Raw genomic sequence first — 25801 nt, 5'->3', positions numbered from 1 at the left:
CCTAGTCCATAAGCCCTAAGCCGTAAGCCTGCCGCTCAGCCGCTGGCGCCCGTAGGGTACGGACGCCTAAACTCGGTCTCAGGCAGGGGAGATCCGAGTCACATGAGCGCAGGTATGCAGCCTCCACACGGCAGGATGGAACAGGTCCCCGTTGTCTTGTCGCCGCGCGCGGAGCGCGAGGCGCAGCAGGGCCTGTCGTTGTGCCTGACCTGGCTCGACATGCCTTTGCGCGAATCGCTGCGCGATTTCAGCCAGCGCCTGTTCGCAACGGCCGAAAGCACCCGCAACCACCTCGAACAGCAGGAATGCTTCGAAAGCCGGAACATCATCGAGCGCGAAGGCCCGGCCTTCCGCCAGCGCTTCGCCGCGCACCTGTCGGAGCGCTTCCGTCACCTCGGTGAGTGCGCGGACGGCAAATCCGCGGCGGGCGAATCGCCCACCCTGGGCATGAACCTGGCCCTGGTGGACCCCGAGGAACAGGAACAGACCGGTGCCCTGAGCAGCATGGCTGCTCGCGGCGAAGCACGCAGCGCCAGCAGCCTGTTCGAGCTCGGCTACCGCATGGCGGTGCTCGCCGGTACGCCCCCCCTGGAGGGGGACGCGTTGCCCGCCGGGCCGCGCGCGCTCACCGCCGCACTCGAGGCGGCGGTCACGCCGCTGCCGCTGACCAGTGCGCATCGCCTGTTGCTTTTCCACGCCGTCGATACCCACGTGCTCGGTCATAGCGAAGCCTTCTACGGCGCGCTCAACGAGCATTACCGTACGCGCGGGATCCTCCCCGGCTTCCGCGTCTATCCCCATGTGCGGCTCTCCACGCCCGCCGCCGCCGAGCGCCGTGGCCGCCCCGGCGACGCAGCTTCAACAGGGGTCACGGCCGGCGGCGCCGGCGCGGGTCATGAAGCTACCCCGGTCGGGACGGCCAGCGAAGGCCACATCGGCGTGCTCGAAAGCCTGCGCGACCTCCTGGCCAGTCGCGTCGCGACCCAGGGCCGCGGTGCCGGCTTCGCGCCCGACCGCCTGGTTTCCGAGGACGAGCTGCAGACCGCCCTGTTCGCCCTGCAAGGCCATGTCTCCGAAGTCGCCGATGCCGCGCAGCGGGAAATCCGCAGCGCGCAGGCGTTGCGCGACGAACTGCTCAGCCAGCTCAACCGCGGCCGCCCGGTCGGCTCGCCGCCTGCCGAACTCACCCTGGAACAGGGCGACACGGTGGAACTCACGGCCATGCTGTTCCAGAACCTCGGCCAGCAACTGGGCGCCACCAGTCCCGGCCGCGCCGTGCTCGGCGGCCTGCAATGGCCGATGCTGCGCGCGGCCGTGAACGATCGCGGCTTCTTCGACCGTCCGGAGCATCCGGCGCGCCAGCTGCTCGATACCGTGAGCGAAGCCGCGCACCACTGGCTCGATCCGGCGGAAGGCGAGCCGGATGCCGCCCTGATCGACCGCCTGGAACGACTCGTCGTCGAGGCCAGCCACGCGCAGGTGATCGATCCCGCCTGGCGTTCGGAAATCGAACAACAGATCGCCCAGCTGTCGCGTAAAGCCCACGTGGCCGAGCGCCGCCAGATCGAAGCGATGGAAGGTCGCGACCGCCTCGAGCGCGCACGCCAGCGCGCCACCGAGATCATGGGCGAGCGCCTCGGCAAGGCCGCCGCGCCGCGTGGGGTGCTGCGCATCCTGCTGGAACGGACATGGGCGGATGTCCTGGCCCTGCATATTCTGCGTGGCGGCGAAACGGGCGAAGCCTTCCTGCACTGCCTCGGCGTCACCGACCAGCTCCTCGGCCGCCGCCCGATCAACGACGTGCAGAAGCTGCGCGTGGAAGTCGAGCGCGGCCTCGAACATCTGGGCATGCATCCGTCCGAAGCGGCCCAGGTCGCCGCCGGCCTGTTCGAAACGCCGGCCGTGCAGACCGACCAGGCGCTGACGCCGACCGATGTGGCCCTGCGCCTGAAGCAGCGCCCCCGGTTGGGCGAAGGCACCGCACACGGGGAAACGGTCGCGCCCGTCGAGCCGACACCACTCGATTCCGCCGCGCGCGCCGTCTACGAAGGCTTCGCCACGCTGCGTTTCGGCACCTGGTTCGAGTTCGTCCACGACGACGGCAACCTCAGCCGACGCAAACTGGCCTGGTTCTCGCCGACGACGGGACGCTGCCTGTTCGTCAACCAGCGGGGCGCCCGTACCGACGACATCGACCTCACGCGCCTGGCCCGGCTCATCGCCACCGGCGAAGCCCGGGAGTGGCGCGACCAGCGCCTGTCCTTCATCGACCGTGCCTGGCAAGCCGTGGCGCGCAGCCTGCGTCGCGACAGCCTGGGCGATACGCGCATGGCGGGCCACGCATGAGCCGCGAATTCGAACAACGCCGCGCCCCGCGCAAGCGGGTCACCTCGCCCATGCCCATCGTCGACGCCATGACCGAGCGCGTCATAGGCCAGCTCGGCAATCTTTCCGCCACCGGCATGATGGTGCTGGCCACACATGCACCGCGCAGCGGCGCCGTGCACCAGGTCAGCTTCATGCTGCCGGATGCCCAGCACCGCGAGCATCGTGTCGAGATCGGCATTCAGGAGCAGTGGCACGAACCCGCCGCGTCCGCCGGGCAGTTCTGGGCGGGCTACCGCATCGTCGCCGCCAGCGACGAGGATGTCCGCGCCATCGACGAGTGGATCGGTCCGCCGCCGGACTGAACGGAAGGTCGCGCCCATGCTTTACGACGCACCACACTGGGGCTCACCATCCCCCACCATGAGCGATGCCACCACCATTCTCGTCGACACCGACCTGGAACGCGACGACGCCGCGGCCGCCGCCACCGGCCTGTATCTGCGACTGGTCGGCGACGGCACCATCTCGCCGGCCTACGACGTGGAGAGCGAACCACGCTTCCGCGTGCTCGACGCGCGCCTCACCCAGGAAACCGGCGTGTACGCGATCGGCCTGCACGCCAGCAGCCACCGCTGGCGCGACGACGAACAAGGCGGCTCGCGACTGGTCGAGGGTGGCCCCGAAAACGGCATTTTCTGTCGCTACGACGGTAGTTTCACCATCCGCTGCCCGGAGTGCCGGCAACCGCTGGCCCCGGGCGACGAAGGCAGCGAGGCGCTGGAAGAAGCCCTCGCGGTCTGGTGCGACGCGCCCAACTCCGCCTACGTGGCCTGCCCCGGCTGCGCGGCCTGGACGCCGCTGACGCTATGGCGCTCGCCGGCTCACGACTTCGCGGTCGGCCACTTCGCCATCACCCTCTACGGCACGCATCTGCGCAGCCTGACCGACAACGACCACGATCATGCCGCCACCCTGCTCCGCCATCGCCTGGGCGACGTCGCAGGCGATTTCGCGGTGGTCTACGCCAGGGCCTGACTCGCCTCCGGCAGCGCTGCGCCCCCGTGGGAGCCGCTTCAGCGGCGAATGGGTGCTTGCGAGAACCCGGCCCGCTGCCGCGGGATCGCCGCTGAAGCGGCTCCCGCTAGAATCCTCACGACCTGGTTTCCACTCGGATCCTCAAGGCTTGGTTCTCCGGCCTCGGAGGCGCACCATTGGCGTTTGCCTTACTCCCCCCATCCCCGGAGATCGACGATGAACGATGCGCTGGCCGCGCTCTACCCTCAGCACCTTGCCACCTTGCGCGAGCGCACCGACACCGCGCTGGCGCGCGGCGGTTTCGAACACCTCGTCGTCCCGGCCGGCCGACCGATCACCAAGTTCCTGGACGACCAGGACTATCCGTTCATCGCCAATCCTCATTTCAAGCACTGGCTGCCGCTGGTCGACGCCCCGGGCAGCTGGCTGGTCTACACGCCCGGCGAGAAGCCCAAGCTGGTCTTCCTGCAGCCGCGCGACTACTGGCACGTGGTGCCGGAAGCGCCGTCGGGCTACTGGGTCGACCACTTCGACATCGTCATCGTGCGCAAGCCCGCCGATGCGATCGCGGAACTGCCGCAGTCGCTGGCCCGCTCGGCGATCATCGGCGACCAGTACTGCGCGCTGGACGAGGTCTGCGCGAACAATCCGCCAGCCGTGGTCGATCACCTGCATTACCACCGCGCCTTCAAGACGCCATACGAGATCGAGCTGATGCGCGAGGCGAGCCGTCGTGGCACGCGGGGTCACCGCGCAGCCGAACAGGCTTTCCGCCACGGTGAGAGCGAGCTCGGCATCCACTTCGCCTACCTCAAGGCCGTCGGCCAGATCGATGCCGAACTGCCGTACGCCAGCATCGTCGGCCTGAACGAGCACGGCGCCGTGCTGCATTACACGAACTTCGATCGCAAGGCGCCGGCCGAGAGCCGCTCCTTCCTGATCGACGCGGGTGCGAGCGCATCCGGCTACGCGAGCGATATCACGCGTACCTATGCCGGCAAGAACGTCGGTGAATTCCAGGCGCTGATCGATTCCGTCGATGCGGCCGAGCAGTCGTTCGTCGCGAAGGTGCGCGCTGGCCAGAGCTATCCCGAGCTGCACGTGCATGCCCATCACGTACTGGCGGGCGTGCTGCGCGAGCACGGCTTTATTCGCATGAGTGCCGAGAGCGCCGTGGAGTCCGGTGTGTCCTCGGCCTTCTTCCCGCACGGCCTCGGCCACGGCATCGGCCTGCAGGTGCACGACGTCGCCGGCTTTGCCGCCGGTGAAACCGGCGGCACCATCGCCAAGCCGGAAGGCCATCCGTACCTGCGTCTCACACGCAACCTCGAAGCCGGCATGGTGGTGACGATCGAGCCAGGCATCTACTTCATCGACATGCTGCTGGCGGAGTTGAAGAACAAGCCGTTCTCCAACGACATCGACTGGGCCAAGGTCGATGCGTTCCGCAAGTACGGCGGCATCCGCATCGAAGACGATGTGGTCTGCACCACGGGCGAACCGGAAAACCTCACGCGCGATGCGTTTGCGCTTATCTGAGCCGATCCTGTGTTGTGGGAGCCGATTCATCGGCGATCCCGCGGTAGCGGGCCAGGTTGGGGCAAGCACCCAATCGCCGCTGAAGCGGCTCCCACACGAACATCACTCTGTGACTCCGTTCAGGGCCCTTCGTGCTTCGGCATCGGGTCCCGCTTCAGTGTCGCTTCGTCGTCCGAGTGCACCTCGTACCACATCGCATTGAGGATGCCGAAGGCGGCGGCGAGGCCGAGGCCGAGGATCCAGGCGAAATACCACATGGCTGTTGCTCCTTCAGTACATGTTGTGCGATTTGCGCACGTGTTCGAGGGTGACCCGGCCGCGCATCACCCGGTAGACCCAGCCGGTGTAGAGCAGGATCAATGGGATGAAGACGACGGTCACGCCAAGCATGATCAGCAACGTGCCGCGGCTGGACGACGCGTCCCACACGGTGAGGCTCGAGGTCGGGTCGGCCGCTGACGGCATGAGGAACGGGAACAGCGCGAAGCCTGCGGAGAGAATGGTGCCGGCCACCGCCAGGCAGCTGCAGAAGAAACCCATGAAGCCGCGCTTGCCGACGAACAGCTGCAGACCGAGCGCTCCCAGAAAAGCCACCACCGGACCCGCCCAGAAGTAGGGATGCGTGAGATAGCTGGCGAACCACGACCCGCCGACAGCCACCTGCTTGCTCATCGGATTGGACAAGGCGTCCGTCACGACCGGGCCCGACACCGCATAACCGGGAATGCCATAGGCCAGCCAGATACCCGCCAGCACGAACAATACGATGTACACCGCCGAGGCGATGCGCGACACCTTGGCCGCACGTTCTGCGATCAGGTGATCGGCCTTCATCGCCGCCCAACTCGCCCCGTGCGCCAGCAGCATGCTCAGGCTGATCAACCCGGAGAGCAGCGCGAACGGGCGGAACAGCTGGAAGAAGCTGCCATCCCAGGTCATCCGCAAGTCGCCGTCGTAATGGAACGGCAGGCCGAGGAAGAGGTTGCCGAAAGCGACACCGCAGACCAGCATGACGATGACACCGGAGGCGATCAGGCAGGTATCCCAGACCGCACGCCAGCGTGGGTCGTCGACCTTCTCACGAAAGTTGAAGCCGACCGGGCGGATGATGAAAGCGACGAGCAGCACGAACATCGCCACGTAGAGGCCGGAGAACGAAGCGGCGTACAGCAGCGGCCACGCGGCGAACACGGCACCGCCGCCGAGGATGAACCACACCTGGTTGCCTTCCCAGGTCGGCTCGATCGTTTCCAGCAGCACGATGCGTTCGTGCTCGTCGCGACCGAGGATGCGCAGCAGCGCCGCGACCCCGAAATCGAAGCCGTCCATGATCGCAAAGCCGATCAGCAGGATGCCGATGAGGGCCCACCAGATCACCCGCAGTGTTTCGTAATCGAACATGGCGTTCTCCTCAGACCGTCTGCGCGGTGACGGGAATGGCGTCGGGCCGCTTCGGCCACATGCCCAGGCCATCCGGCCCCTTGCGTGCGAATTTGAGCATCAGGAAGCCGTCGACAAACGCCAGGGCCGTGTAGAACAACACGAAGCCGCTAAGCGATATCCAGATCTGCCCCGCCGTGAGCGACGAAGCGCCCAGGGCCGTTGGCAACACGCCTTCGATCGCCCAGGGCTGGCGCCCGTACTCGGCGACGATCCAGCCCAGTTCCGCTGCGACCCACGGCAGCGGCAGGCTCCACAGCGCCACCTTGAGGAAGCCGCGACCATCCAGTTGCCGTTTGCTCGAACGCCAGAACGCATAGGCGAAGAGGAAAATGAAGTACATGCCGCAGGCGACCATGATGCGGAACGACCAGAACAGCACGGGGACGTTCGGGATGGTGCTGTCCGCCGCACGCTGGATGTCCGCTGGCGTCGCCTTGCGCGGATCGTCCATGAACCGCTTCAACAACAGCGCGTAACCCATGTCCTTGTCATGCGCGGCGAGGATCGCCTTGGCCTGCTCGTCGCCCTTGTTCTCGCGCAACACGAGCATGGCGTCATAGGCCTTGATGCCGTCGGCGATGCGCAGCTTGGCATCGTCGACGAGCGCGGCGATACCGGGGATCGGCTGATCGATGGAGCGGGTGCCGATCAGGCCCATCACCCAGGGCACGCGGATGGCCGCGTGCGTTTCACGCGCCTTGGTATCGGGCAGACCGAACAGCGTGAACGACGCGGGCGCAGGCTCGGTCTCCCACATGGCCTCGATCGCCGCCATCTTCATTTTCTGGTTTTCGGACACGGTGTAACCGGACTCGTCGCCCAGGACCACGACCGACAACGACGCGGCGAGACCGAAGCTGGCAGCGACGGTGATCGAGCGCTTGGCGAAGTCCACGTTACGACCACGCAGCAGATACCAGGCGCTGATCGAAAGCACGAACATCGCGCCCATCGTGTAGCCGGCGCTCACCGTGTGCACGAACTTGGATTGCGCGACCGGGTTGAAGATGACCTCCTTGAACGAGGTGACCTCCATGCGCATCGTCTGCGGGTTGAAGGCGGCGCCGACCGGATTCTGCATCCATGCGTTGGCGATGAGGATCCACAAGGCGGAAAGGCTGGTCGCCAGGGCGAGGAACCAGGTCACCAGCATGTGCTTGAGCGGCGAGATGCGATCCCAGCCGAAGAAGAACAAGCCGACCAGGGTGCCTTCGAGGAAGAAGGCCATCATCCCTTCGATCGCCAGCGGCGCACCGAAGATATCGCCGACGTAGTGCGAGTAGTAAGCCCAGTTCGTACCGAACTGGAACTCCATGGTCACGCCGGTGGCCACGCCCATGGCGAAGTTGATGCCGAACAGCACGCCCCAGAACTGGGTCATGCGTTTCCATACCTCGCGACGTGTCATCACGTACACGCTTTCCATGATGGCGAGCATGAAGGCGAGACCGAGGGTGAGCGGCACGAAGAGGAAGTGATACAGCGCCGTCAATGCGAACTGCAGGCGCGACAGGCCGACGACATCGGGGTCGACGATCATGGCTTGGATCCCTGGGTAGAGGCGGAAGCGGGCGCGAGCATCCGTCCGACACCGGCGGGCGACACGTCCGCGCGGGGCAAGGGCCGGATGGCCACGTACCAGATGAGCATGAGCAGGGCGAGCTTGGCGACGACGATGACCGACAGCTCGAGGACCAGCCTCGGCAGGGGTTTCTTGTCGCGCCAGCGACGGCGCCCGGGTAGAACGTCGACAACCATGGGTGCGACTCCCTCGATTCCCTGAACATCTGCCGGGCATCGTATGCCGGGCGAGCCAACCGCGATCCATGGCCGATTGTCGCAACCGGCTGACCGCGTATCCTTCGGTTTCCCCTTCTCGCCCAAGCCTACCTCCGGGATGACCCTGAATAAAGTGCGCTACGCCTCAGTCGATGTCATACGCGGATTGGCGGTGGCGGCCATGATCCAGGTCAACAATCCAGGCGATTGGGGCCATGTGTGGTGGCCTCTTGAGCATGCCCAATGGAATGGCTGCACGCCTACCGACCTGATTTTTCCCCTGTTCCTCTTCGTCGTGGGCGTGTCGGTGTCGTTGGCCATCGTGCCACGTATCGAGGCCGGCGCAGAACATGCGCCTATTCGGCATGCGGCGTTGCGCCGCGCCGCCCGTATCGCCGGGTTGGGCCTGTTGTTGAACCTGATGGCCTGGATCGCGATACCCGAAGCACACCTGCGCCTTCCCGGCGTCCTGCAGAGAATCGGTATCTGTTTCGCCGCGGCGGCGTTACTTGCCATCGATACGCGGCCGCGTACGCGTGATGTCATCGGCGTGCTGCTCCTGACCGGCTACGGCGCACTGCTTCTCGCCGGTGGCTCGCTCGATCCCTGGGTCAACATCGTCAGTCGCGTGGATACCGCGGTGCTCGGCAACGTCGTCTACACCACGGACCCCGCGACCGGAAGGGGCCACGACCCCGAGGGCCTGCTCGCCACGCTGCCCGCGTTGGCGACCACTCTGCTCGGCATGCGCGCCGGGACATGGCTCCGTGCCGGCGACACGCGCCGCCTGCTCGTCGCAGCCGTCGTCTGCGCTGTGGCCGGTTGGCTGCTCCAGCCCCTTTGGCCGTTCAACAAGAATCTGTGGACGCCGAGTTATGTACTGTGGAGCGGCGGCTGGTCTTTCGCCCTGTTGGCACTCTTCCATGTGCTGATCGACAAACGTGGCTGGAAGCTTCCAGGTCGCGCTTTCGGCGTCAACGCCGTCGCGGCGTATGCGGGGTCCGGCCTGATGGTCTACCTGTTGATCTGGCTCGGCATCGCCGCACCGCTTTACCAGTTGGCCTTCGCTTCATGGATGACGCCGCTGTTCGGGCCCTATGTGCCTTCGGCCGCGTGGGGCGTGGTCTTCGTCGCGATCTGGTTGCTCATCGTCCGCTGGATGGACAAACGCGGGATCTACCTCAAAGTCTGACGAGATGGACTTGCGAGCGGCTGTGGGGGGCGGGGGCCACCCCGCTTTCGTCAGCGCTCGAGCGCCTCGGGGGACTTCGGCACCATCGCCGTCAGCACATCCGGCGCGCCCTTGGTGACGGCGACATCGTCTTCGATGCGGATGCCGATGCCACGCCAGCGTTCGTCGACGGTCTTGTCGCCCGGCGGCACGTAGATACCGGGTTCGACGGTGACGACCATACCTTCCTCGAGCACGCGGGGCTCGCCGTCGATGCGATAGTCGCCGACATCGTGCACATCCAGACCCAGCCAGTGGCCGGTCTTGCTGGGGAAGTAGGCCTTGTAGCTGCCCTCGGCGATCGCACGCCCGGCGCCACCCTTGAGGATGCCGACGGCGCAGAGACCCTCGGCAATCACGCGGACGGCGGCGTCATGCGCGTCGCCAAAGGAGCGGCCGGGACGCACCGCGTCGATCGCGGCCAGTTGCGCGTCGTGAACGATGTCGTAGAGCGCGCGCTGGGCGGTACTGAAACGACCACCCACCGGGAAGGTGCGGGTAATGTCCGAGGCGTAGCATTCGACCTCGGCACCGGCGTCGATCAGGAGCAGGTCGCCGTCTTTCAGCGTGGCGCGGTTCGCCTGGTAGTGCATGATGCAGGCGTTGGCACCGCCGGCGATGGTTGGCGGGAACGCCGGTACCGCACCCTGACTGCGGATGCTGCGCAGGATCTCGCCTTCGATCTCGTATTCGGCCACGCCGGGGCGAGCCAGCGCCATGGCGGCCAGATGCGCCGCGCCGGCCACCTCGCCCGCCCGACGCATCAGCGCGAGTTCGTCGCGCGACTTGAACAGGCGCAGGTCGTGCAGCAGGTGGCCGAGGGCGACCAGGTCCTTCGGCACGACACCACCGCCGCGCGCCGTGCGCAGGCGGCGCATCCAGCCCAGCAGCCGCGCATCGAAGTCCGGCTCCTGGCCGAAGTGGCAGTAGACCCGCGCCCTGCCCTCGATCATGCCGGGCAGGATGTCGTCGATATCGTCGATGGGAAAGGCGTCGTCGAGGCGCAACTCGCGCGCGGCGCGGTCGGTGCCCATGCGCTCGCCATCCCAACGCTCCCGCTCGGCGTCGCGTTCCCGGCAGAAGAGCACGGTTTCGCCATGGGCCCGACCGGGCAGCAGGGCGAGCACGGCCTCGGGCTCGCCGAAGCCCGTAAGGTAATGGAAATCGGAATCCTGCCGGTAGGGCCACGGGGCGTCGGCATTGCGCATGCGCTCGGGAGCCGCCGCGAGGATCAGGACCGACTCCTCGCCAGCCATGCGCATCAGCTCCCGGCGGCGCCGGGCGTACTCGGCAGCGGCGATCAATGCAGGGTGTCGCTGGCCGGTCGTGATACGCGACTGAATTCGGCGTGCAGCAGCAACGCGCCGGTGCGGACGTACTCTTCGATCTCGGTCAGGTTCTCGTCGTTGACGTCGTCGTCCTTGTCGAACTCGAACTCCGTCGTGGCGATGCCGGCCATGTCGGTAAGCACTTCGCGCGCTTCCTCGCTCATGGTCTTGTTGGCTTCCGCCGAACCGCCCAGGCCGAAACCACCGAGGAAACCCTCGGCCCACTCGCTCAGGCCCTCCGCACGCTCGCGAATCGGGGCGTCGTCGTCCGGCAACCACGGCGAGAAGGTCAGCTCGGGATCGGCCAGCCATTCCTCGGTCTGGTGACGGAGGCGGTTGAGCATGCCCTGCTCGTCCGCCGTCGGCGCCTGGTCCGGCTCGAGTTCGAGCGCCGCCAGCACCGACCCGTGCGGGAAACGGCCCCCGGCACTGATGTAACCCACCAGGGCGCCATGGAATTCGCTTACCGACATGGCCAGCTTGCACCGCCCGATGAGTTCGGCGACCTCTTCGGGATCGACGGTCTGATTGGCCGACATGGGGGTACTCCTCGAGAACGTTGCCCCGCAGTCTAATGCAGGTGCCTTCACGCCGTCCTTGGCCTCGATCGTCACCCCCTGCCGACAAGCGCGAACGTCCTGTTATAGTCCGCGCATGACGAACCCGGATGCCTTCAAAGCCGAAGTGGATGCCCTGAGCGCGACGCTCGACCGGCTCGTCGATACCGTTCGCCGTCTCAACGAGGAAAACCGCAGCCTGCGGCACAGCCAGGAACAGCTGGCGAACGAACGTGCGGGACTCATGGCGCGCAACGAACAGGCGCGCGGCCGTGTCGAAGCGATGATCCAGCGCCTCAAGGCGCTCGAGAACACGGGCTGATCTGTCACATGAATGCCACCGCCAGCGAACCGGTATCCCTCCGCCTTCTCGACCGCGAATTCCATATCGCGTGCGCACCGGAGGAACGGGCCGGCCTGATCGCCGCCGCCCAGTTCCTCGACGGCAAGATGCGCGAACTCAAATCCAATGCCAAGGTGCCCGGTTTCGACCGGATCGCCGTCCTGACGGCCGTCAGCATCGCCCACGAGCTGCTTTCGCTGAGAAAGGAGCACGAGTCGCAGGAACGGGTGCTGACCGACGGACTGGCTTCCCTTCGCAAGAAGCTTGATGGTCTGCTCGACGCACCGGTAAAATAGCCGCAGGCGTTCCCTGCGGTGTTCGCCAGCGCACTTTACATTTGCCTTGTTCCTACATACGACCCCGGGTCGGCTTTTCGTGGCTGTTGTGCATGTCCGCCTTCGTGCGGAAAGCCTGGATGCCGCGTAGCTCTCCCACCTGATCCTTTGGATCAAGGTCGTTTGGTGCGCAGCGGCATCGCGGAGAACGCCTCTCCTTAATCAGCCGATCGGCCCCCAGGCCGGTCAGCGCCCCTGTCGCGGCACCGGCTGGGGCGGCTCGACGGCAACCTTCGACCGTGCCGTTCAGCTGGGCTCCCCATGTCAAAGCTTCCCGAGAGACGCGAACTTCGAGCCGACCTCGTCCAGCGCCGACGCCAGCTGAAGCCGGCCGAGCGCGTTGCGGCGGCCCAGGGCCTGCGCCGTTCGCTCGAACAACTGCCCGAGTTCCTCACCGATAAACACGTGGCCGGCTACTGGGCCACGGGCGGCGAGCTGCCGCTCAACCTGGCCATCGCGCCGCTCGCCGAGCGCGGCCAGACCTTCTACCTGCCTATCGTGACCAAGTCGGGCGGCAAGCGCCGGCTGACCTTCGCCCCGTGGACCACGGGCGAGGACGTCGAATCCAACGACATGGGCATCCCCGAGCCCAGGGCCTCGGAGCGTACCGTCGAGGCCAGCAAGCTCGACCTCGTACTGGTCCCCCTGCTCGGCTTCGACCGCAAGGGCAATCGCCTCGGTTTCGGTGGCGGCTATTACGACCGCAGCTTCGAGTTCCTGCATGGCCAGGCGCGTCCGGCGCAGCCCCTGCTGGTCGGCGTGGGTTATCACTTCCAGGAACTCGACGCGATCACGACGGCCGAATGGGACATCTCGCTCGACTACATCGCGACGGACAAAGAACTGATCGACTGCACCGGTGGCGCCGTATGAAGTATTGGCTCATGAAATCCGAGCCGGATGCTTTCTCCATCGATGACCTCAAGCGCAAAGGCACCGAACCCTGGGATGGCGTGCGCAACTACCAGGCGCGCAACTTCATGCGCGACGGCATGAAGGTCGGCGACAAGATCTTCTTCTACCATTCGAACACCGAGATTCCGGGCATCGTCGGCATCGCTACCGTTGCCTCGCCGGCTTACCCGGACGAGAGCCAGTTCAACAAGAAATCCAAGTACTACGACGAGAAAGCGACCCGCGAGGAACCGCGCTGGGTGCTGATCGACGTGAAGTTCGAGCGCAAGCTCGCGCGTACCATTTCGCTCGAAGAACTGAAGAACCGCGACGAACTCGTCGACATGCCGTTGGTGCGCAAAGGAAACCGCCTGTCGGTCATGCCGGTCGCCAAGAGCGACTGGGATTTCATCCTCACGCTGGAAAAGCCATGAGCCAGGACAACGAGAAGCGTCTCGCCGCCGAGACCGCGGCGCATCGTTACGTCGAGAACGGTACGTTCAAGGGCGGCATCATCGGCGTGGGCACGGGTTCCACGGTGAATTTCTTCATCGATGCGCTCGCCCCCTTCCGCGACAAGATCAAGGCCGCGGTGTCCAGTTCGGAAGCCTCGAGCGATCGGCTGCGCAAGCTCGGCATCGACGTACTCGACCTCAACGCCGCTGGCCGCCTGGATCTCTACGTGGATGGCGCCGACGAGTGCGACCCGCAGAAACGCCTGATCAAGGGCGGTGGTGCGGCGCTCACGCGCGAAAAGATCGTTGCTGCCGCATCGGACAAGTTCGTCTGCATCGTCGACTCCACCAAGATGGTGGACGTCCTGGGCAAGTTTCCCCTGCCGATCGAAGTGATCCCGATGGCGCGCAGCCTCGTCGCCCGCGAAATCGTCGCCCTCGGTGGCCAGCCCGTGTGGCGCGACGGCGTCGTCACCGACAACGGCAACTGGATCCTCGACGTGCACAACTGGCGCATCACCCAGCCAGTGGAGCTCGAGGCCACGCTCAACCAGATCGTCGGCGTGGTGGCCGTCGGCCTGTTCGCGAAGCGCCCGGCCGATGTCGTGATCGTGGGCAATCGCGAGATCTGAAAAGCCATGGGGGAGCCGCTTCAGCGGCGAAAAGCCAGCAGGGCGGTTTAGCGAACGGCCCCCATCGCCGGCATAGCCGGCTCCCACACAAGCCGGTGTACCCTCTCGCCCCATGACGTTCGAATCCATTCTCCTCATTGTCCTGCTGGTGCTCGCACTGGCTTGTCTGGGCCTGTTGGTGCTCCTGCTTTCCCGCGGCAAGCAGGACGACGGCAACGCCGGTCGCCTCGACGCCCTGCGCGAAGACAGCCGCCGCCTGGAAGGCGTGCTCCGCGACGAACAACGTGCCGGCCGTGGCGAGCTGGGCGACAGCTTCAGCCAGTTTCGCGGCCACGTGCAGGAACAGATGCAGCTTGCCGCCGAACGGCAGCACGAGCGCATCGAAGGCTTCGGGCGCCGCCTCGACCAGCTCACCGAACGCACCGACATCGGCCTGCAGACCCTGCGCCAGGGCCTGGCCGACGATGCGCGCAAGACCCGCGAGGAATCCGCGCTCACCCTCAAGCACTTCGGCGAACTGCTCGACCAGCGCTTCGCCGCACTGACGACCGATAACGAGAAACGCCTCGGCGAGATCCGCGCCACGCTGGAAACCCGGCTGGCGGCAATCCAGCAGGACAACGCGGCCAAGCTCGAGCAGATGCGCGCCACGGTGGACGAGAAGCTCCAGTCCACCCTCGAAACCCGCCTGGGCCAGTCGTTCCAGCTGGTGTCCGAGCGCCTGGAGGCTGTCCAGCGTGGGCTCGGCGAAATGCAGGCCCTTGCCGCCGGCGTGGGCGACCTCAAGCGCGTGCTGACCAACGTGAAGACCCGCGGCACCTTCGGCGAGGTTCAGCTTGGCGCCCTGCTGGAACAGATCCTCGTGGCCGAACAGTACGCGGCCAACGTCGCTACCGTACCCGGCTCGGCCGACCGCGTGGAGTATGCGATCCGCCTGCCCGGCACCGAGGACGGCACCCCGGTGTGGCTGCCGATCGACGCCAAATACCCGATCGAGGACTACCAGCGCCTGCTCGACTTCCAGGACGCCGCCGATGCCGATGGCGTCCTCGTCGCCGGTAAAGCCCTGGAACTGCGCGTCCGCGAGGAGGCCAAGCGGATCCACAGCAAGTACGTGGCCCCGCCGCACACCACCGACTTCGCCATCCTGTTCCTGCCCACCGAAGGCCTCTACGCCGAGGTGATTCGCCGGCCGGGCCTGTCCGACCAGCTGCAGCGCGAGTACCGCGTCACCATCGCCGGCCCGACCACGCTCACCGCCCTGCTCAACAGCCTGCAGATGGGTTTTCGCACCCTGGCCATCGAGAAGCGCTCTTCCGAGGTGTGGCAGGTGCTCGGCGCGGTCAAGAACGAGTTCAGCAAGTTCGGCACGGTGCTGGAACGGACGCGCAAGCAACTGGACACGGTGCGCAACAGCATCGACAGCGCCGGCACCCGTACCCGGGCCATCGAGCGCAAGCTGCGGGGGGTGGAGTCACTGACCGGCGACCAGTCCCAGGCCCTGCTGGAGCTGCCGGCGGACCTCGACGAGACGGAAGCCGAGGCCTCGCCGGATCAGTCCGAGGACTAACACCGGGGCCGGCTTTGTGTGGGCGTGTGTCGGCGGTGGGGTCGGCGGCCAAACCGCTTTGTGGGCTTTTCGCCGCTGAAGCGGCTCCCACATTCCTTATACAATAGGCGTTTGATCCCCGAGGAATCCCCCGATGAGCGACGACGCCAAGTCCCGCCCGGTCACCCGCGAACAGGCGGAAGAAGCGGTACGCACGCTCCTGATGTGGGCGGGTGAGGATCCCAAACGCGAGGGTCTGCTGGATACGCCCAAGCGCGTGGTCAAGGCGTACTCGGACTGGTTCAAGGGTTACGACGAAGATCCGGCCGAATACCTGCGCCGTACCTTCAAGGAAGTCGACGGCTACGACGAAATGATCGTCCTGCGCGACATCGAATTCGAAAGCCATTGCGAACACCACATGGCGCCGATCATCGGCCGCGCGCATGTCGGCTACGTGCCGACCGACCGCGTCGTCGGCATCAGCAAGCTGGCCCGCGTGGTCGACGGCTTCGCGCGTCGCTTCCAGGTGCAGGAAAAGCTCACCGCGCAGATCGCCCACTGCATCGAAGACACCTTGCGTCCCCGCGGCGTCGGCGTCGTGATCGATGCCAGCCACGAATGCATGACCACCCGCGGCGTGCACAAGCGCGGCGTGTCCATGGTCACCAGCCAGATGCTCGGCAGCTTCCGCGAAGATCCCCGCACGCGCAGCGAGTTCCTTCGCTTCGTCGGCGTCGACCGTCGCTGACGTTGAGCGGACCGACCGACACCACCCTCCACGACGAACGCCTGCAGGATCTCTTCCGCGACGGCTTCGTCGCCGAGGACCTCCCCGCCGTCTTCCCGCTGCTGCGCGGGCGTGGGTTGCTGCGTGCGTTCTCGGCGCTCTTCCATGGCGGCGAAGCCCAGGTCCTGCTGCGCCTGCTGGTGCTGCGCACGCTGGGCGCACGCGCGCATGCCCCGGAGTGGACACCGCAGGAGATCCGCGATCACCTGGCCTTCGTCGACACGGTGAAGCTGGAAACCGTGGTGCAGCGCCTGAAGGACCACGAACTCCTCGTCTACGACAACGAAACGCAGCGTTATCGTGTCGGCCCGCTTGGCCGCAAGGCACTTGGCGCGCTCGCCGTGATGCTGGAGTTCGAGAACGACGATGACGACGGCCTCGGCTATCTCACCGCGCAGCTGGCCGCCGGCCAGGCCGTCGGCCGGGTGTCGGTGGACGAACTCGGTCACCTGCTCTCGCGCCTGAGCGAGCTGAAGGAAGACTTCGATCGCGCCGTCCTCTCCGGTTCCGAACATCGCATCCGTCGCGCCGCCGAGCGTCTGGATTCGGTATGGACCTGGGTGGAAAAAGGCACCGAGGTCGTCGCCGGCATCACGGAAAAGGAAGAGCTCGAACCGGCGGCACACCGCCTCGCCCAGGCGGTCGGCCGTGCGCAAAGCGCCCTGCTGCGCCAGGCCGGCATCTTCCAGCGCGAGCTCAACAAGATCGACCAGCATCGCGTGCATCTGGGCCGTACCGGCCTGTCGTCATCCGATCTGGTCGGCTGGTTGCGCGCGCTCGATGTCGACGCCCTGGCCGCGTTCGAGGACGGCCAACTGCTCATGCCGCTGCCGGCGCCCTTCATCCACGACCAGATCGCCCTCGATGTCGCCGAGTTCGAACTGCTCGAACGCGAGCGTCTCGCTGCCGAAAGCACCGCGCTTCCGGGCGCCGAAGAGCCACCGGACACCGCCGACCTGCCGATGGACGAGGAAGACTTGCGCTTCCTCGAGCACTGGCACAGCGAACTCGCCGCGATCGCGACGCCGCGCGAACTCGCCGACACCCTGATCGGCGACGACTATGCGCTGTCCGCCTACCGGCTCTCCCTGCTCGGCCTGCTCGGCGACCCCGAATCGGCCGCGCTGGAAGGCGGCACGGCCGAGCTCGCGCGGCTGCCGCTCACGCTGGAAATCGAGCCGATCCTGATCGAGACCGACCTGCCCCAGATCGCCCTGGTGAGTTCCGGACGACTGCGTCCGCGAACCGCCGCGAAGGACACTCCCGATGCATGATGAAACCGCCACCCTGGTCACCCGGCTGCTCGCCCAGCGCTGGCTGCCGCGCGACGATGTCCAGGCGCGCAAGGCCCTGCTCGACGAAGCCTTCCGCGAAGAACTCGACCGCCGTCTCGAAGCGGTCGGCCTGGAGCTGCGCGAACACCCCTACGCCGCGTATATCGGCCTGGCGGTGGCGCGAAAGAGCGAGCGCGCCGTCTTCGGCGGCAGCGACAGCTGGATCTCGAACACCTTGCAGCTGGACCGCGACGGGGTCGCGCTGCTCGTCGTCATCTGGGCGCTGATCGTGTTGCCGAAGCGGCAGCGCCAGGTCGAGCGCCAGGACGTCGAAGCGGCCGCCTCTCAGAGCCAGATGTTCGCCGAGCAGAAACCCATTCCACGCGACCCGACGATGTCGCCGGTGATCGCCGAGCGCACCCTGCTTGCCGACTTCGGCGAGAAGCTCGGCGGCAAGACGCGCGTCGGCTTCAATCTGGGCACGCTGAACCGGCTCGGCTTCATCGTCCGCCGCAAGGGCGACGTCGCCGAGGGCCCGCTGCTCGACCTCGCTTTCGATTACGAACGCACCGCACGGCGCATCCTCGATGGCGCCCTCGGCGACCTGCTCGCCGAAGCCGCCGCACGTCCGCCTGCGGCTCCGGCGGACGACAACGACATCGACGACGAACCGATGGACGAGACCGAGGAGAACGCCGATGTTTGATTTCCGCAGCCTCGAAGTCGTCCACTGGGATTACTGGCAACGCTTCATCCTGCCGCTGGACACCAACATCGTCACCGTCGTGGGCCCGAACGGCTCGGGCAAGACCACACTGCTCGACGCCTTGCGCACCCTGCTCACGATCGACTGTGCCGGCAACCGCGACTACAAGAGCTACCTGCGTCACAACGGCAAGCCCTTCGCGTGGTTGCGCGCCCGTGTGGGCAATACACCGGGACCCAGCGGCGAGCGTCCGTTCTTCCCGCTGATGGACCGCGAGGTCACCCTCGCCTGCCGCATCCAGAAGAAAGGCGGCGAGTGGACGCGGCAATACGCCGTCGTCGGCGGTGATGTGAGCGTCGAAGAGATCGAGGCGCGCAACGACTTCCTCGGCCTGCGCGAATACCGTGTGCGCCTGGAAGGCGCCGGCCTGTCGCAGGCGATCCGCCGCGTTCTGACGCTCGAGCAGGGCGCCACCGACAAACTCTGCCAGATGCCGCCGAAGGCGCTGCTCGACCTGGTCTTCGATGTGTTCGGCGACAAGGCCGTGCTCGACGATTACCAGCGCGCGCGCAACGAACAAAACGAAGCCGATCGCGAACAGCATGGCCTGGAGCATCAGCTTTCCCTCATCGGCGTCAGCCTGCAGGAGGCCGAGGCCCGTGCACGCTCGTTCCAGGAATGGAACGCGCTCAAGAGCGAGCGCGTGGATCTGGTCGCCGACATCCTGCCGCGCACCGAACTGGCCGAGCTCGTTGCGGGCATCCGCGGCGCGCGTCCGCCGCTGACCGGGGTGAAGCGTCGTGTCGGCGAGCTGGAGGCACGCGATGGCGAGCTGACGCGTCAGCTGGGCGAGTTCGACGCCAATGGCGACACCTTGCGCGGCGAACAGCACGAAGCGGACCTCGCCCGTCAGCAGACGCAGAAGAGCCTCGACGCCGCACGCGCCGAGCTCGCCCAGAACGACCTGCTGATCAAGCAGGAGTCGCGCCTGCGCGAGATGGTTGCCGCGCAGGGCGGGGCCGACCATGAGCGTCTGGCCGACGTGGCCCGCGACGCGCGCGCGCGGGTGAACGCGCTGCAGGGCGAAGAAACCACCCTGCGCCAGCAACTGGCCACCCTCACCAGCCAGCTATCGGCGTGGCGCAGTGGCCGCCGTTATACGCCCGACTTCGAAGCCGACTTCCGCCGCGCTCTCGAAGCCGCGGGTATCCGTCACAGCATGCTCAGCGAGATCGTCGAGATCGTCGAGCCGCGCTGGCAACCCGCCGTGGAAGCGGTGCTGGCCGGTTATCGCCATGTCGTCCTGCTCGACGATCCCCGCGACCGCGAGAAGGCCTGGAAGCTGGGCGAACAGCATCGCTACAAGCACTTCGTCGTCGCCGATCGCGCGCCGGCGGAAACCGCCACGCGCGGCTCCTTGCTCGAGGTGGTCGAGTTTTCCGCCGCAGCACCGGATTGGTTGCTGCGCAACCTGGACCGTATCCGTCGCGTCGAGGATATTTCCGACGGTTCGACGTTCGGCCGCGAACAGGACTGGATCACGCCACAGGGCTACTTTCGCGAGCGCCGCGGCGGCCGCCACCTCGGCGTCGACGACATGTACTTCGGTGCCGCCGCGCGCGATCGACAATTGCGCGACGGCGAGGCGAAGCTACGCGATATCGAAGGCCGCCTTCGCGATATCGCCGACGAACGCAAGCAAGTCCTTGCCCGGGCGACCGACGCCGAGGCCGTACTGCGTGGCGCCAGCGCCAGCAGCCAGTTGGCCGACCGCGCGGACGAGTTCAACGAAGCGCGCGAACAACAGGCACGGCTGCGCGAAGACGTCCAGCGCACCGCGGACAGTCACGTGGCGGCGGAGACCCACTACGAGGCGGTGCGCGAGAAGCGCCTGAAGACATCCAACGCGCGTGACAACGCCGCGCGCGAACAGCGCGCCGTGCAGAACCAGCTTGCCGACGCCGTGCGCCAGCACCACCAGTTGCGCAACGACCAGATCGAACGACTGAAGGCCTTCCGTGCGAAACGTGCGCATGTCGGCCTTGCCCAGCGCAGTCGCGCCGCGATGGCGGCGTTACGCGAACGCTACGAGTCGCCTGCGGCCGTGCGTCGTGAAATCGAGCGTATCGAGCGCCGCCTCGAAGAAGGTCACTGGGAACAGGACGCCAGCGTGGTCGCCCTGCGCGAGAAGCTCTGGACCGACCACGACGGCCTGAAACTGGATCTCGACAAGCGTCGTATCCACCTCGAGCGGGCATCGCGGATCACCCACGAGGCGCGCGGCGCGTACATCCAGGTCCTGCGCAACACCGTTCGTCGCTATGCCAAGAATCTCAAGGTGCTGGCCGAACTGGCCGGTATCGGTGTGGACGTCGACCTGCCCGAGCTAAGCAACGACGATCTCGCGCTGGCGTCGGCGGCGCTCCACGTGCGTTTCGAGTTCGACAAGAAGGGCTGGATCGGCATGGACGATGGCGAGGCATCGGGTGGCCAGCAGGTGATGAAGTCGCTGCTGCTCCTGGTCGCCCTGATGCGCGACGAGGATCGTCCCGGCGGTTTCGTCTTCATCGACGAGCCCTTCGCGCACCTGGACATCTTCAACATCGACAAGGTGGGCGCCTTCCTCAAGTCGACCCGCGCCCAGTACATCCTGACGACGCCGGCCACCCATAACGTCAATGTGTTCCAGCCTTCGGAGCTCACCCTGGTCACCAGCAAGCGGCGGCCCGGGGCGACCTGGGCGCAGCCGCTGGCGGTCTTACGCAGGCGGACGGCGGCAGCGTGACCCGGAGTGGACAGCTTTCGCCCTGGGGTAGCCCCGACGCCCGCGGCATCCGTGCGTGTTTCGACAGCAAGCGGACCAAAGGGCGGATGGAGCGAGCAGGAGGCACTTGACCTCATCGCCTGGTTTTGACGCTCGATACCTTGATCCGCTCGAAACGCCCCTTGGCTCCAACCGACCAGGGAACCAAGAATATGGCAGGGGGCTTCGTTGCCTCTGCTTGCTCGACGATTCGCGGCCACCACTGAACAAGTCGAGCGGCCTTATCGAAGAACGGCTGGCCTTGCCAACCCTTGGCGAGGACGAAGACGGCCATGCTGAGAGTCGCGATGGTATCGCGCTCGTTGGGACGTCGGTGGTGATGGTCCTGCGTAATATGAACGTGAACGCCCAACTTTGATGTTTCCAGCAGGAGTTCGACGTCCGGCGTCCCGCGGGGAACGACAGCCGTGACGTGAGTAACTGAGTGCCCATCGTCTTCGGCGAGACAATGCAGAGCACGAGCCAGAGCGGGAGGCAGGTTCTCGTCGAGCTGGGCTCTCACCTGAAACGCTCGGCCTCGAACTGCACTGCTCTTCTGACGCAAGATAGTGACACCTCGAAATAGCGAGCGACGCGCCTCTCGTCGCCGCCTTCGGCGACCACGGCAGTCGCGAGAGCTATCGTCGGCACGCCGGAGGCGCTCAAGATCGGCTTACCAAACCCCCTCGACGGATCCAGGACGACGGCCTTCGATCTCCTCAGCGGGTACCATCGAGTCGCTTCACCGCGTGAATCCAGCTCGACGCCCTCGCGAATCGAGGATCCGATGATCTTCTGAATGACTACGCGTTGCCGAGCGGGATCGGCGAGCGAACGTTCGCCGATCTCATCGACAGTCCTGAGAAAAATCTCTTTTCCGTCCGTTCGAAAGTGCGGGGACGTAAACGGATAGGGAGAAGACCGCTGCTGCCGTGCGATTTCGAACATCCTTCTTACAACGGCGAGCGAAACGCCCTCCGCCCGAAGTGCCCGGACAAACCGGAGTTCGATCAGGTCTTTGAACCCGATGCCGTCGACACCCGATCCAGCCAGTTGTGACCTCCAAAGCCTCCCGTTCATCCACCGACGCAGCTGATGAGACGGTGCGCCAATGTACGTTGCGGCTTCGGCAAAGGAATAGAGTCCGATACCTACGAGCGGGATTGAATTGCGAGCTTTGGTCATCCCCCAATTCTATCTGACGCAAATTATCGGAGTGCCGGGGCAGACTAACCGCCGCGGCCCGCTCTCTGCCATTTTGACTGTGAGCCATAGCGGACTTGAAGTCAGTAGAGCCCCGTCTCACCCGGCACCGGATAGTCTTCGCCGGCGCTATCGAGCGCATCGTCGTTCGCGTGGGTCGGACGGTAACGTGTCGGATCGTGCTCGTCGTACTCGTCCTGTGTGAGCGCCTTGCGACGAGCGAGCAGCCACGCCGTGGCTAACGCGCCGACGCCGAGACCGACGCCGATCGCGATGCCCAGACCCTTGCGGCCTCGCCCCGATCGGCCGTTGCGTGTCAGCGCCTTGGTCGAGGCCAGGGCCTGACTGGCCAGCGTGCCGGCACGCCCGGCATAGCCACGCGCCAGCTCGTACGCCTCGCGCGGTGGGTAGTCCTGGACAAGTTGCCGGGCATGCGCGAGGAGCTCCTCGCTGATGGTCTTGTGGCGCAGGAAGGTCATCGGTGGTCTCCTCTCAAGTGCAGGCCACCACCGTGACGTCCACGATGTGATGAGAACGCAGCGATCCCGTTCTGACCGGTTAACGGGACCGCCGCCACCCGGCAATCAGCCGAGGCTTTCCAGCCACTCGGTGTCCGAGCCTTCCTCGACACCTTCGAACAGGAAGGTCGACAGATAGCGCTCGCCGGTATCGGGAAGCATGGCGAGGATCACGCTGTCCTTGGCGGCGCCCTCGGCGAAGGCCAGGGCCGCGGCCACCGTCGCGCCGGCCGATACGCCGACGAACAACCCTTCCTCCTTGGCCAGCCGTCGCGCGGTGTCGCGGGCGAGCACCTCGTCGACTGGGAGATTGAGGTCGAAGATCGTCCGGTTGAGCACCTCGGGCACGAAGTCCGGTGTCCAGCCCTGGATCTTGTGCGGCGACCACGGCTTTTCCGCGAGCAGGGGGGCGGCCGTGGGTTCGGAGACGACGATCTTCACGTCGGGGCGGGCCAGTTTGAGCATCTCGCCCACGCCCGTCAGCGTGCCGCCGGTGCCCCAACCGGTGACGAAAGCATCCAGTCGGCGGCCGGCGAAGTCCTGGAGAATCTCCGCGGCGGTGGTGCTGCGGTGATACGCCGGGTTGGCCGGGTTGGCGAACTGGCGCGGCAGGAACCAGCCGTGCCGGGCGGCCAGCTCCTCGGCACGGCGGACCATGCCGCTGCCGCGTTCGGCGGCGGGGGTGAGAATGACCTTCGCGCCATAGGCGCGCATCAGCTTGCGGCGCTCGATGGAGAAGCTGTCCGCCATGGTCGCGACGAACTTGTAGCCCTTCGCCGCGCAGACCATCGCCAGCGCGACGCCGGTGTTTCCCGACGTGGCCTCGACGACGGTGTCGCCGGGCTTCAGCAGGCCCTTCTGCTCGGCATCGAGGATGACCGCGATGGCGAGGCGATCCTTCACCGAGCCGCCGGGATTGAACGACTCGACCTTGGCGTAAAGGGTGACGTGGGACGGCGCCAGGCGGTGGAGGCGGACGATGGGCGTGCGGCCGATCGTGTCGAGGATGCTGTCGTAGATCATCGGCGTTTCCCTTGTGGCGAGGGTAAGGCCTCAAAGGTACTCCCACGATGCATGGGGCGACAAACACGGGCCGATCGCGCAGACTGCCGCCCCATGAATCGACGTCCATACGCCATCGCGGTCTTCGCCTTCCTCGCCGGTGGCGCACTGGCCCAGGACTACCCGCGCACGCCAGCGGAGTACCTGCGGCGGATGGACACGAACGGGGACGGCCGGATCGACGAAGCCGAGTACGTCCGCTACATGAGCCAGGGCTTCCTGCGCATGGATGTGAATGGGGATGGCGTCATCGACGCCAACGACGGACCGACCCGGCCCGGCGGGCGCCCCATCCATCTCGACGAGTTCCAGCGCAACCTGATCCACCAGTTCCACAAGCTGGACCGGAACAAGGACGGCTACCTCGATGCGAAGGAGCTGGCGCAGCCACCGATGTGACGTCGCCGGCGCCAGCCGCTGCTCAGGCTTTCAGCTTGCGGCCGAGGAAGTCGCGGATGTAACCGGCGATCTCGTTCGCATGCGTCTCCAGCGCAAAGTGCCCCGTGTCCAGAAAATGCACTTCGGCCTCCGGAAGGTCGCGCTTGTAGGCCTCGGCGCCCGGCGGAAGGAAGAACGGATCGTGTTTGCCCCAGACCGCCAGCAGCGGTGGCTGGTGCTCGCGGAAATACGCCTGGAACGCCGGGTAGAGCGCCACGTTGCTGCGGTAGTCGAGGATGAGGTCGAGCTGGATCTCGTCGGCACCCGGTCGGCCCATGTAGGCGATGTCCAACGTATAGCCATCCGGCGATAACCGGCTCAGGTCGGTGCCCGTGCCGTACTGGATGTCACGGATGGTTTCCGGCGCCAGGGCGTCGCGGGTGGCTTCCCGATGCGCCGGCGTGGGCTCGCGCCAGTAGCGCTGCCAGGATTCCCAGCCCGCGCTGAAGCCATCGAGATAGGCGTTACCGTTCTGCGTGACGATCGCGGTCACCCGCTCCGGATGGGCGAGCGCCAGGCGCAGGCCGGTGGGCGCGCCGTAGTCGAAGATATAGAGCGCGTACCTGGTCAGGCCGATGGCGTCGACGAAGCCCTCGACCACCCTGGCCAGATTGTCGAAGGTGTAGTCGAAATCGCCCCGCTTCGGCGCCTTGGTCTGGCCGTAGCCCGGCAGGTCGGGTGCGATCACACGATAACGGTCGGCGAGCAACGGGATCAGGTCGCGGAACATGTGGCTGGAGGTCGGGAAACCATGCAGCAGCAGGATGACCGGCGCATCGGCTGGACCGGCCTCGCGATAGAAGACGTCGACATCGCCGACCCTCTGACGGCGGTATTGGACGGTAGGGAGGACGGGAGCGGGAGCGTTCATGGCGGGTCTCCGGGGGAATGAACTTCAGGAGCCGATCTGTTAAAATAGATCCGACCGGTCGGTAGTTTATGGAGAGTGTTCGATGAAAGCAAGCCTGGGTTCCATCGTGCGTGAGGCGCGGGAGCTGTTCCGTCATCACGGCTACGACGGCGCCTCCATGCAGGACCTGGCCACGAAGGTGGGCCTGAAGAAGGCCAGCCTCTATACCCGCTTCCCGACCAAGGAATCGCTGGTACCCGAGGTGCTGACCCTCACCAACGAGGAAGTGTTCGCCGAACTGCCGCAGGGCGATGGCCTCGCGGCCTATCGGATGGCGCTGGAACGGATCGCGCACGCCTTGTCGGAGCAGACCCGCTGCGTGGGACTGCATCTGGCATATGGCGCGTCGGGACCGGATACACCCGATGCGGCGGCGGCGGTGCGTGGATTCTTCACCGGGCAGCGGGACCGGCTGGCCACGCTGATCGAAGGGTCGGTGGGTCGCGTGCGGGCGCGCGAGCTGGCCGGGGATGCGATCGCGCGGCTGGAGGGGGCGACGGTGTGGACGGTGGTCGAGGGGGATGCCGCGCCGATGGGGCGGGCGTTGCGGCTGTCGTTGGACGAAGTGGCGAGCGCCATTCGCCGCTGAAGCCTTGGCCGGTGTTCGTGAACGTGTGCGGTCCTGTACGCTCTGCCGGGGTTTGGGGGA

At 66.2% G+C, this 25801-nt stretch carries 28 protein-coding genes and 1 other RNA gene; 18 read left to right on the top strand and 11 right to left on the bottom strand.

Translation table 11 applies throughout. From position 1 onward, the window contains the following. Nucleotides 1-102: 102 nt before the first annotated feature. The 4 genes from VM621_RS18495 to pepQ all read left to right on the top strand — a co-directional run bounded on the left by VM621_RS18495 (nucleotide 103) and on the right by pepQ (nucleotide 4902). The gene (locus VM621_RS18495) at nucleotides 103-2346 is read left to right on the top strand and encodes a DUF1631 family protein (RefSeq protein WP_325470432.1); all 2244 of its coding nucleotides are present in this window, start codon (nucleotides 103-105) and stop codon (nucleotides 2344-2346) included. Continuing rightward, nucleotides 2343-2690 carry a PilZ domain-containing protein gene (locus tag VM621_RS18490; protein WP_325470431.1) on the top strand — a complete coding sequence of 116 codons (348 nt, stop codon included), beginning with the start codon at nucleotides 2343-2345 and terminating at the stop codon, nucleotides 2688-2690. The genes VM621_RS18495 and VM621_RS18490 overlap by 4 nt, the downstream gene beginning before the upstream one ends. 58 nt (nucleotides 2691-2748) lie before the next feature. Beyond that, nucleotides 2749-3363 carry a hypothetical protein gene (locus VM621_RS18485; RefSeq protein ID WP_325470430.1) on the top strand — a complete coding sequence of 205 codons (615 nt, stop codon included), beginning with the start codon at nucleotides 2749-2751 and terminating at the stop codon, nucleotides 3361-3363. Nucleotides 3364-3579: 216 nt separating this feature from the next. Next, nucleotides 3580-4902, top strand: coding sequence for a Xaa-Pro dipeptidase (gene pepQ, locus VM621_RS18480; RefSeq protein WP_325470429.1), 1323 nt, complete (start codon nucleotides 3580-3582; stop codon nucleotides 4900-4902). 119 nt (nucleotides 4903-5021) lie between these two features. On the opposite strand, the gene cydX is transcribed toward pepQ, so the two are convergent. The 4 genes from cydX to cydP are packed head-to-tail and all read right to left on the bottom strand — an operon-like array spanning nucleotide 5022 to nucleotide 8103. Beyond that, nucleotides 5022-5159 (bottom strand): cytochrome bd-I oxidase subunit CydX, encoded by a 138-nt coding sequence (gene cydX / locus VM621_RS18475; RefSeq protein WP_063573149.1) that lies wholly within the window; start codon nucleotides 5157-5159, stop codon nucleotides 5022-5024. 13 nt (nucleotides 5160-5172) lie between these two features. Beyond that, nucleotides 5173-6303: a cytochrome d ubiquinol oxidase subunit II gene (gene cydB, locus VM621_RS18470; RefSeq protein WP_325470428.1), complete on the bottom strand. Its 1131-nt coding sequence runs from the start codon at nucleotides 6301-6303 to the stop codon at nucleotides 5173-5175. Nucleotides 6304-6313: 10 nt separating this feature from the next. Beyond that, complete coding sequence (locus tag VM621_RS18465) at nucleotides 6314-7885, bottom strand: cytochrome ubiquinol oxidase subunit I (RefSeq protein ID WP_345786048.1); 1572 nt, start codon at nucleotides 7883-7885, stop codon at nucleotides 6314-6316. Beyond that, nucleotides 7882-8103 carry a cytochrome oxidase putative small subunit CydP gene (gene cydP, locus VM621_RS18460; RefSeq protein WP_325470427.1) on the bottom strand — a complete coding sequence of 74 codons (222 nt, stop codon included), beginning with the start codon at nucleotides 8101-8103 and terminating at the stop codon, nucleotides 7882-7884. The genes VM621_RS18465 and cydP overlap by 4 nt, the downstream gene beginning before the upstream one ends. Nucleotides 8104-8242: 139 nt before the next feature. Here cydP and VM621_RS18455 point away from each other — a divergent pair, with 139 nt between their 5' ends. Further along, complete coding sequence (locus tag VM621_RS18455; protein ID WP_325470426.1) at nucleotides 8243-9316, top strand: acyltransferase family protein; 1074 nt, start codon at nucleotides 8243-8245, stop codon at nucleotides 9314-9316. A gap of 50 nt (nucleotides 9317-9366) precedes the next feature. On the opposite strand, the gene VM621_RS18450 is transcribed toward VM621_RS18455, so the two are convergent. Both VM621_RS18450 and VM621_RS18445 read right to left on the bottom strand, forming a co-directional pair. After that, nucleotides 9367-10659 carry an aminopeptidase P N-terminal domain-containing protein gene (locus VM621_RS18450; RefSeq protein WP_325470425.1) on the bottom strand — a complete coding sequence of 431 codons (1293 nt, stop codon included), beginning with the start codon at nucleotides 10657-10659 and terminating at the stop codon, nucleotides 9367-9369. Further along, nucleotides 10656-11222, bottom strand: coding sequence for a UPF0149 family protein (locus VM621_RS18445; protein WP_325470424.1), 567 nt, complete (start codon nucleotides 11220-11222; stop codon nucleotides 10656-10658). The genes VM621_RS18450 and VM621_RS18445 overlap by 4 nt, the downstream gene beginning before the upstream one ends. Before the next feature lie 115 nt (nucleotides 11223-11337). Here VM621_RS18445 and VM621_RS18440 point away from each other — a divergent pair, with 115 nt between their 5' ends. The 11 genes from VM621_RS18440 to VM621_RS18390 all read left to right on the top strand — a co-directional run bounded on the left by VM621_RS18440 (nucleotide 11338) and on the right by VM621_RS18390 (nucleotide 21003). Continuing rightward, nucleotides 11338-11562, top strand: a complete 225-nt coding sequence (locus tag VM621_RS18440; RefSeq protein WP_325470423.1) for a TIGR02449 family protein — start codon at nucleotides 11338-11340, stop codon at nucleotides 11560-11562. A gap of 8 nt (nucleotides 11563-11570) precedes the next feature. Next, nucleotides 11571-11879, top strand: coding sequence for a cell division protein ZapA (locus VM621_RS18435; protein WP_325470422.1), 309 nt, complete (start codon nucleotides 11571-11573; stop codon nucleotides 11877-11879). Nucleotides 11880-11886: 7 nt separating this feature from the next. Beyond that, nucleotides 11887-12070: non-coding RNA, 6S RNA (gene ssrS, locus VM621_RS18430), on the top strand. Between the two features lie 109 nt (nucleotides 12071-12179). Next, entirely contained in the window at nucleotides 12180-12791 is a 612-nt protein-coding gene (locus VM621_RS18425; protein ID WP_325470421.1) for a 5-formyltetrahydrofolate cyclo-ligase, read from the top strand. Next, on the top strand, nucleotides 12788-13246 hold the full coding sequence (locus VM621_RS18420) for an EVE domain-containing protein (protein WP_325470420.1): 459 nt from the start codon (nucleotides 12788-12790) through the stop codon (nucleotides 13244-13246). Before VM621_RS18425 ends, VM621_RS18420 begins: the two co-directional genes overlap by 4 nt. Beyond that, entirely contained in the window at nucleotides 13243-13899 is a 657-nt protein-coding gene (gene rpiA, locus VM621_RS18415; protein WP_325470419.1) for a ribose-5-phosphate isomerase RpiA, read from the top strand. The genes VM621_RS18420 and rpiA overlap by 4 nt, the downstream gene beginning before the upstream one ends. A gap of 112 nt (nucleotides 13900-14011) precedes the next feature. Next, nucleotides 14012-15469, top strand: a complete 1458-nt coding sequence (locus VM621_RS18410; protein WP_325470418.1) for a DNA recombination protein RmuC — start codon at nucleotides 14012-14014, stop codon at nucleotides 15467-15469. 133 nt (nucleotides 15470-15602) lie between these two features. After that, nucleotides 15603-16199, top strand: a complete 597-nt coding sequence (folE, locus tag VM621_RS18405) for a GTP cyclohydrolase I FolE (protein WP_325470417.1) — start codon at nucleotides 15603-15605, stop codon at nucleotides 16197-16199. A gap of 2 nt (nucleotides 16200-16201) precedes the next feature. Next, on the top strand, nucleotides 16202-17512 hold the full coding sequence (locus VM621_RS18400; protein ID WP_325470416.1) for a hypothetical protein: 1311 nt from the start codon (nucleotides 16202-16204) through the stop codon (nucleotides 17510-17512). Continuing rightward, nucleotides 17505-18218, top strand: a complete 714-nt coding sequence (locus VM621_RS18395) for a hypothetical protein (protein ID WP_325470415.1) — start codon at nucleotides 17505-17507, stop codon at nucleotides 18216-18218. Before VM621_RS18400 ends, VM621_RS18395 begins: the two co-directional genes overlap by 8 nt. Further along, nucleotides 18211-21003, top strand: coding sequence for an AAA family ATPase (locus VM621_RS18390; protein ID WP_325470414.1), 2793 nt, complete (start codon nucleotides 18211-18213; stop codon nucleotides 21001-21003). The genes VM621_RS18395 and VM621_RS18390 overlap by 8 nt, the downstream gene beginning before the upstream one ends. Before the next feature lie 112 nt (nucleotides 21004-21115). On the opposite strand, the gene VM621_RS19670 is transcribed toward VM621_RS18390, so the two are convergent. The 4 genes from VM621_RS19670 to cysK all read right to left on the bottom strand — a co-directional run bounded on the left by VM621_RS19670 (nucleotide 21116) and on the right by cysK (nucleotide 23765). Next, the gene (locus tag VM621_RS19670; RefSeq protein ID WP_414674574.1) at nucleotides 21116-21544 is read right to left on the bottom strand and encodes a hypothetical protein; all 429 of its coding nucleotides are present in this window, start codon (nucleotides 21542-21544) and stop codon (nucleotides 21116-21118) included. After that, nucleotides 21541-22206 carry a MerR family transcriptional regulator gene (locus VM621_RS18380; RefSeq protein WP_325470412.1) on the bottom strand — a complete coding sequence of 222 codons (666 nt, stop codon included), beginning with the start codon at nucleotides 22204-22206 and terminating at the stop codon, nucleotides 21541-21543. The genes VM621_RS19670 and VM621_RS18380 overlap by 4 nt, the downstream gene beginning before the upstream one ends. A 101-nt stretch (nucleotides 22207-22307) precedes the next feature. Continuing rightward, on the bottom strand, nucleotides 22308-22703 hold the full coding sequence (locus tag VM621_RS18375; RefSeq protein ID WP_325470411.1) for a hypothetical protein: 396 nt from the start codon (nucleotides 22701-22703) through the stop codon (nucleotides 22308-22310). Nucleotides 22704-22808: 105 nt separating this feature from the next. Beyond that, nucleotides 22809-23765, bottom strand: coding sequence for a cysteine synthase A (gene cysK, locus VM621_RS18370; RefSeq protein ID WP_325470410.1), 957 nt, complete (start codon nucleotides 23763-23765; stop codon nucleotides 22809-22811). Nucleotides 23766-23858: 93 nt separating this feature from the next. Here cysK and VM621_RS18365 point away from each other — a divergent pair, with 93 nt between their 5' ends. Further along, on the top strand, nucleotides 23859-24203 hold the full coding sequence (locus VM621_RS18365) for a hypothetical protein (protein WP_325470409.1): 345 nt from the start codon (nucleotides 23859-23861) through the stop codon (nucleotides 24201-24203). A 22-nt stretch (nucleotides 24204-24225) separates the two neighbouring features. Here VM621_RS18365 and VM621_RS18360 read toward each other — a convergent pair whose 3' ends face one another. Further along, nucleotides 24226-25113, bottom strand: a complete 888-nt coding sequence (locus tag VM621_RS18360; protein WP_325470408.1) for an alpha/beta hydrolase — start codon at nucleotides 25111-25113, stop codon at nucleotides 24226-24228. Nucleotides 25114-25195: 82 nt separating this feature from the next. Between VM621_RS18360 and VM621_RS18355 the strand changes: the two genes are divergently transcribed. Beyond that, nucleotides 25196-25741: a helix-turn-helix domain-containing protein gene (locus tag VM621_RS18355; protein ID WP_325470407.1), complete on the top strand. Its 546-nt coding sequence runs from the start codon at nucleotides 25196-25198 to the stop codon at nucleotides 25739-25741. Nucleotides 25742-25801 lie beyond the last annotated feature (60 nt).

Source organism: Luteibacter sp., from assembly GCF_035539195.1.
In the GTDB taxonomy this organism is placed as follows: Bacteria; Pseudomonadota; Gammaproteobacteria; order Xanthomonadales; family Rhodanobacteraceae; genus Luteibacter.
Note: the sequence above shows the minus strand (reverse complement) of the source record. Positions and strands in the feature narration are given on the sequence as shown.

What these genes read in the sequence shown, in the direction of transcription:
- VM621_RS18390 (WP_325470414.1), top strand. Translation starts at nt 18,211, where the DNA reads ATGTTTGATTTCCGCAGCCTCGAAGTCGTCCACTGGGATTACTGGCAA.
- VM621_RS18435 (WP_325470422.1), top strand. Translation starts at nt 11,571, where the DNA reads ATGAATGCCACCGCCAGCGAACCGGTATCCCTCCGCCTTCTCGACCGC.
- VM621_RS18395 (WP_325470415.1), top strand. Translation starts at nt 17,505, where the DNA reads ATGCATGATGAAACCGCCACCCTGGTCACCCGGCTGCTCGCCCAGCGC.
- cydB (WP_325470428.1), bottom strand. Translation starts at nt 6,303, where the DNA reads ATGTTCGATTACGAAACACTGCGGGTGATCTGGTGGGCCCTCATCGGC.
- VM621_RS18440 (WP_325470423.1), top strand. Translation starts at nt 11,338, where the DNA reads ATGACGAACCCGGATGCCTTCAAAGCCGAAGTGGATGCCCTGAGCGCG.
- VM621_RS18445 (WP_325470424.1), bottom strand. Translation starts at nt 11,222, where the DNA reads ATGTCGGCCAATCAGACCGTCGATCCCGAAGAGGTCGCCGAACTCATC.
- VM621_RS18485 (WP_325470430.1), top strand. Translation starts at nt 2,749, where the DNA reads ATGAGCGATGCCACCACCATTCTCGTCGACACCGACCTGGAACGCGAC.
- cydX (WP_063573149.1), bottom strand. Translation starts at nt 5,159, where the DNA reads ATGTGGTATTTCGCCTGGATCCTCGGCCTCGGCCTCGCCGCCGCCTTC.
- cysK (WP_325470410.1), bottom strand. Translation starts at nt 23,765, where the DNA reads ATGATCTACGACAGCATCCTCGACACGATCGGCCGCACGCCCATCGTC.
- VM621_RS18375 (WP_325470411.1), bottom strand. Translation starts at nt 22,703, where the DNA reads ATGACCTTCCTGCGCCACAAGACCATCAGCGAGGAGCTCCTCGCGCAT.
- pepQ (WP_325470429.1), top strand. Translation starts at nt 3,580, where the DNA reads ATGAACGATGCGCTGGCCGCGCTCTACCCTCAGCACCTTGCCACCTTG.
- rpiA (WP_325470419.1), top strand. Translation starts at nt 13,243, where the DNA reads ATGAGCCAGGACAACGAGAAGCGTCTCGCCGCCGAGACCGCGGCGCAT.
- VM621_RS18365 (WP_325470409.1), top strand. Translation starts at nt 23,859, where the DNA reads ATGAATCGACGTCCATACGCCATCGCGGTCTTCGCCTTCCTCGCCGGT.
- cydP (WP_325470427.1), bottom strand. Translation starts at nt 8,103, where the DNA reads ATGGTTGTCGACGTTCTACCCGGGCGCCGTCGCTGGCGCGACAAGAAA.
- VM621_RS18360 (WP_325470408.1), bottom strand. Translation starts at nt 25,113, where the DNA reads ATGAACGCTCCCGCTCCCGTCCTCCCTACCGTCCAATACCGCCGTCAG.
- VM621_RS18355 (WP_325470407.1), top strand. Translation starts at nt 25,196, where the DNA reads ATGAAAGCAAGCCTGGGTTCCATCGTGCGTGAGGCGCGGGAGCTGTTC.
- VM621_RS18380 (WP_325470412.1), bottom strand. Translation starts at nt 22,206, where the DNA reads ATGACCAAAGCTCGCAATTCAATCCCGCTCGTAGGTATCGGACTCTAT.
- VM621_RS18495 (WP_325470432.1), top strand. Translation starts at nt 103, where the DNA reads ATGAGCGCAGGTATGCAGCCTCCACACGGCAGGATGGAACAGGTCCCC.
- folE (WP_325470417.1), top strand. Translation starts at nt 15,603, where the DNA reads ATGAGCGACGACGCCAAGTCCCGCCCGGTCACCCGCGAACAGGCGGAA.
- VM621_RS18490 (WP_325470431.1), top strand. Translation starts at nt 2,343, where the DNA reads ATGAGCCGCGAATTCGAACAACGCCGCGCCCCGCGCAAGCGGGTCACC.
- VM621_RS18410 (WP_325470418.1), top strand. Translation starts at nt 14,012, where the DNA reads ATGACGTTCGAATCCATTCTCCTCATTGTCCTGCTGGTGCTCGCACTG.
- VM621_RS18425 (WP_325470421.1), top strand. Translation starts at nt 12,180, where the DNA reads ATGTCAAAGCTTCCCGAGAGACGCGAACTTCGAGCCGACCTCGTCCAG.
- VM621_RS18420 (WP_325470420.1), top strand. Translation starts at nt 12,788, where the DNA reads ATGAAGTATTGGCTCATGAAATCCGAGCCGGATGCTTTCTCCATCGAT.
- VM621_RS18455 (WP_325470426.1), top strand. Translation starts at nt 8,243, where the DNA reads ATGACCCTGAATAAAGTGCGCTACGCCTCAGTCGATGTCATACGCGGA.
- VM621_RS18465 (WP_345786048.1), bottom strand. Translation starts at nt 7,885, where the DNA reads ATGATCGTCGACCCCGATGTCGTCGGCCTGTCGCGCCTGCAGTTCGCA.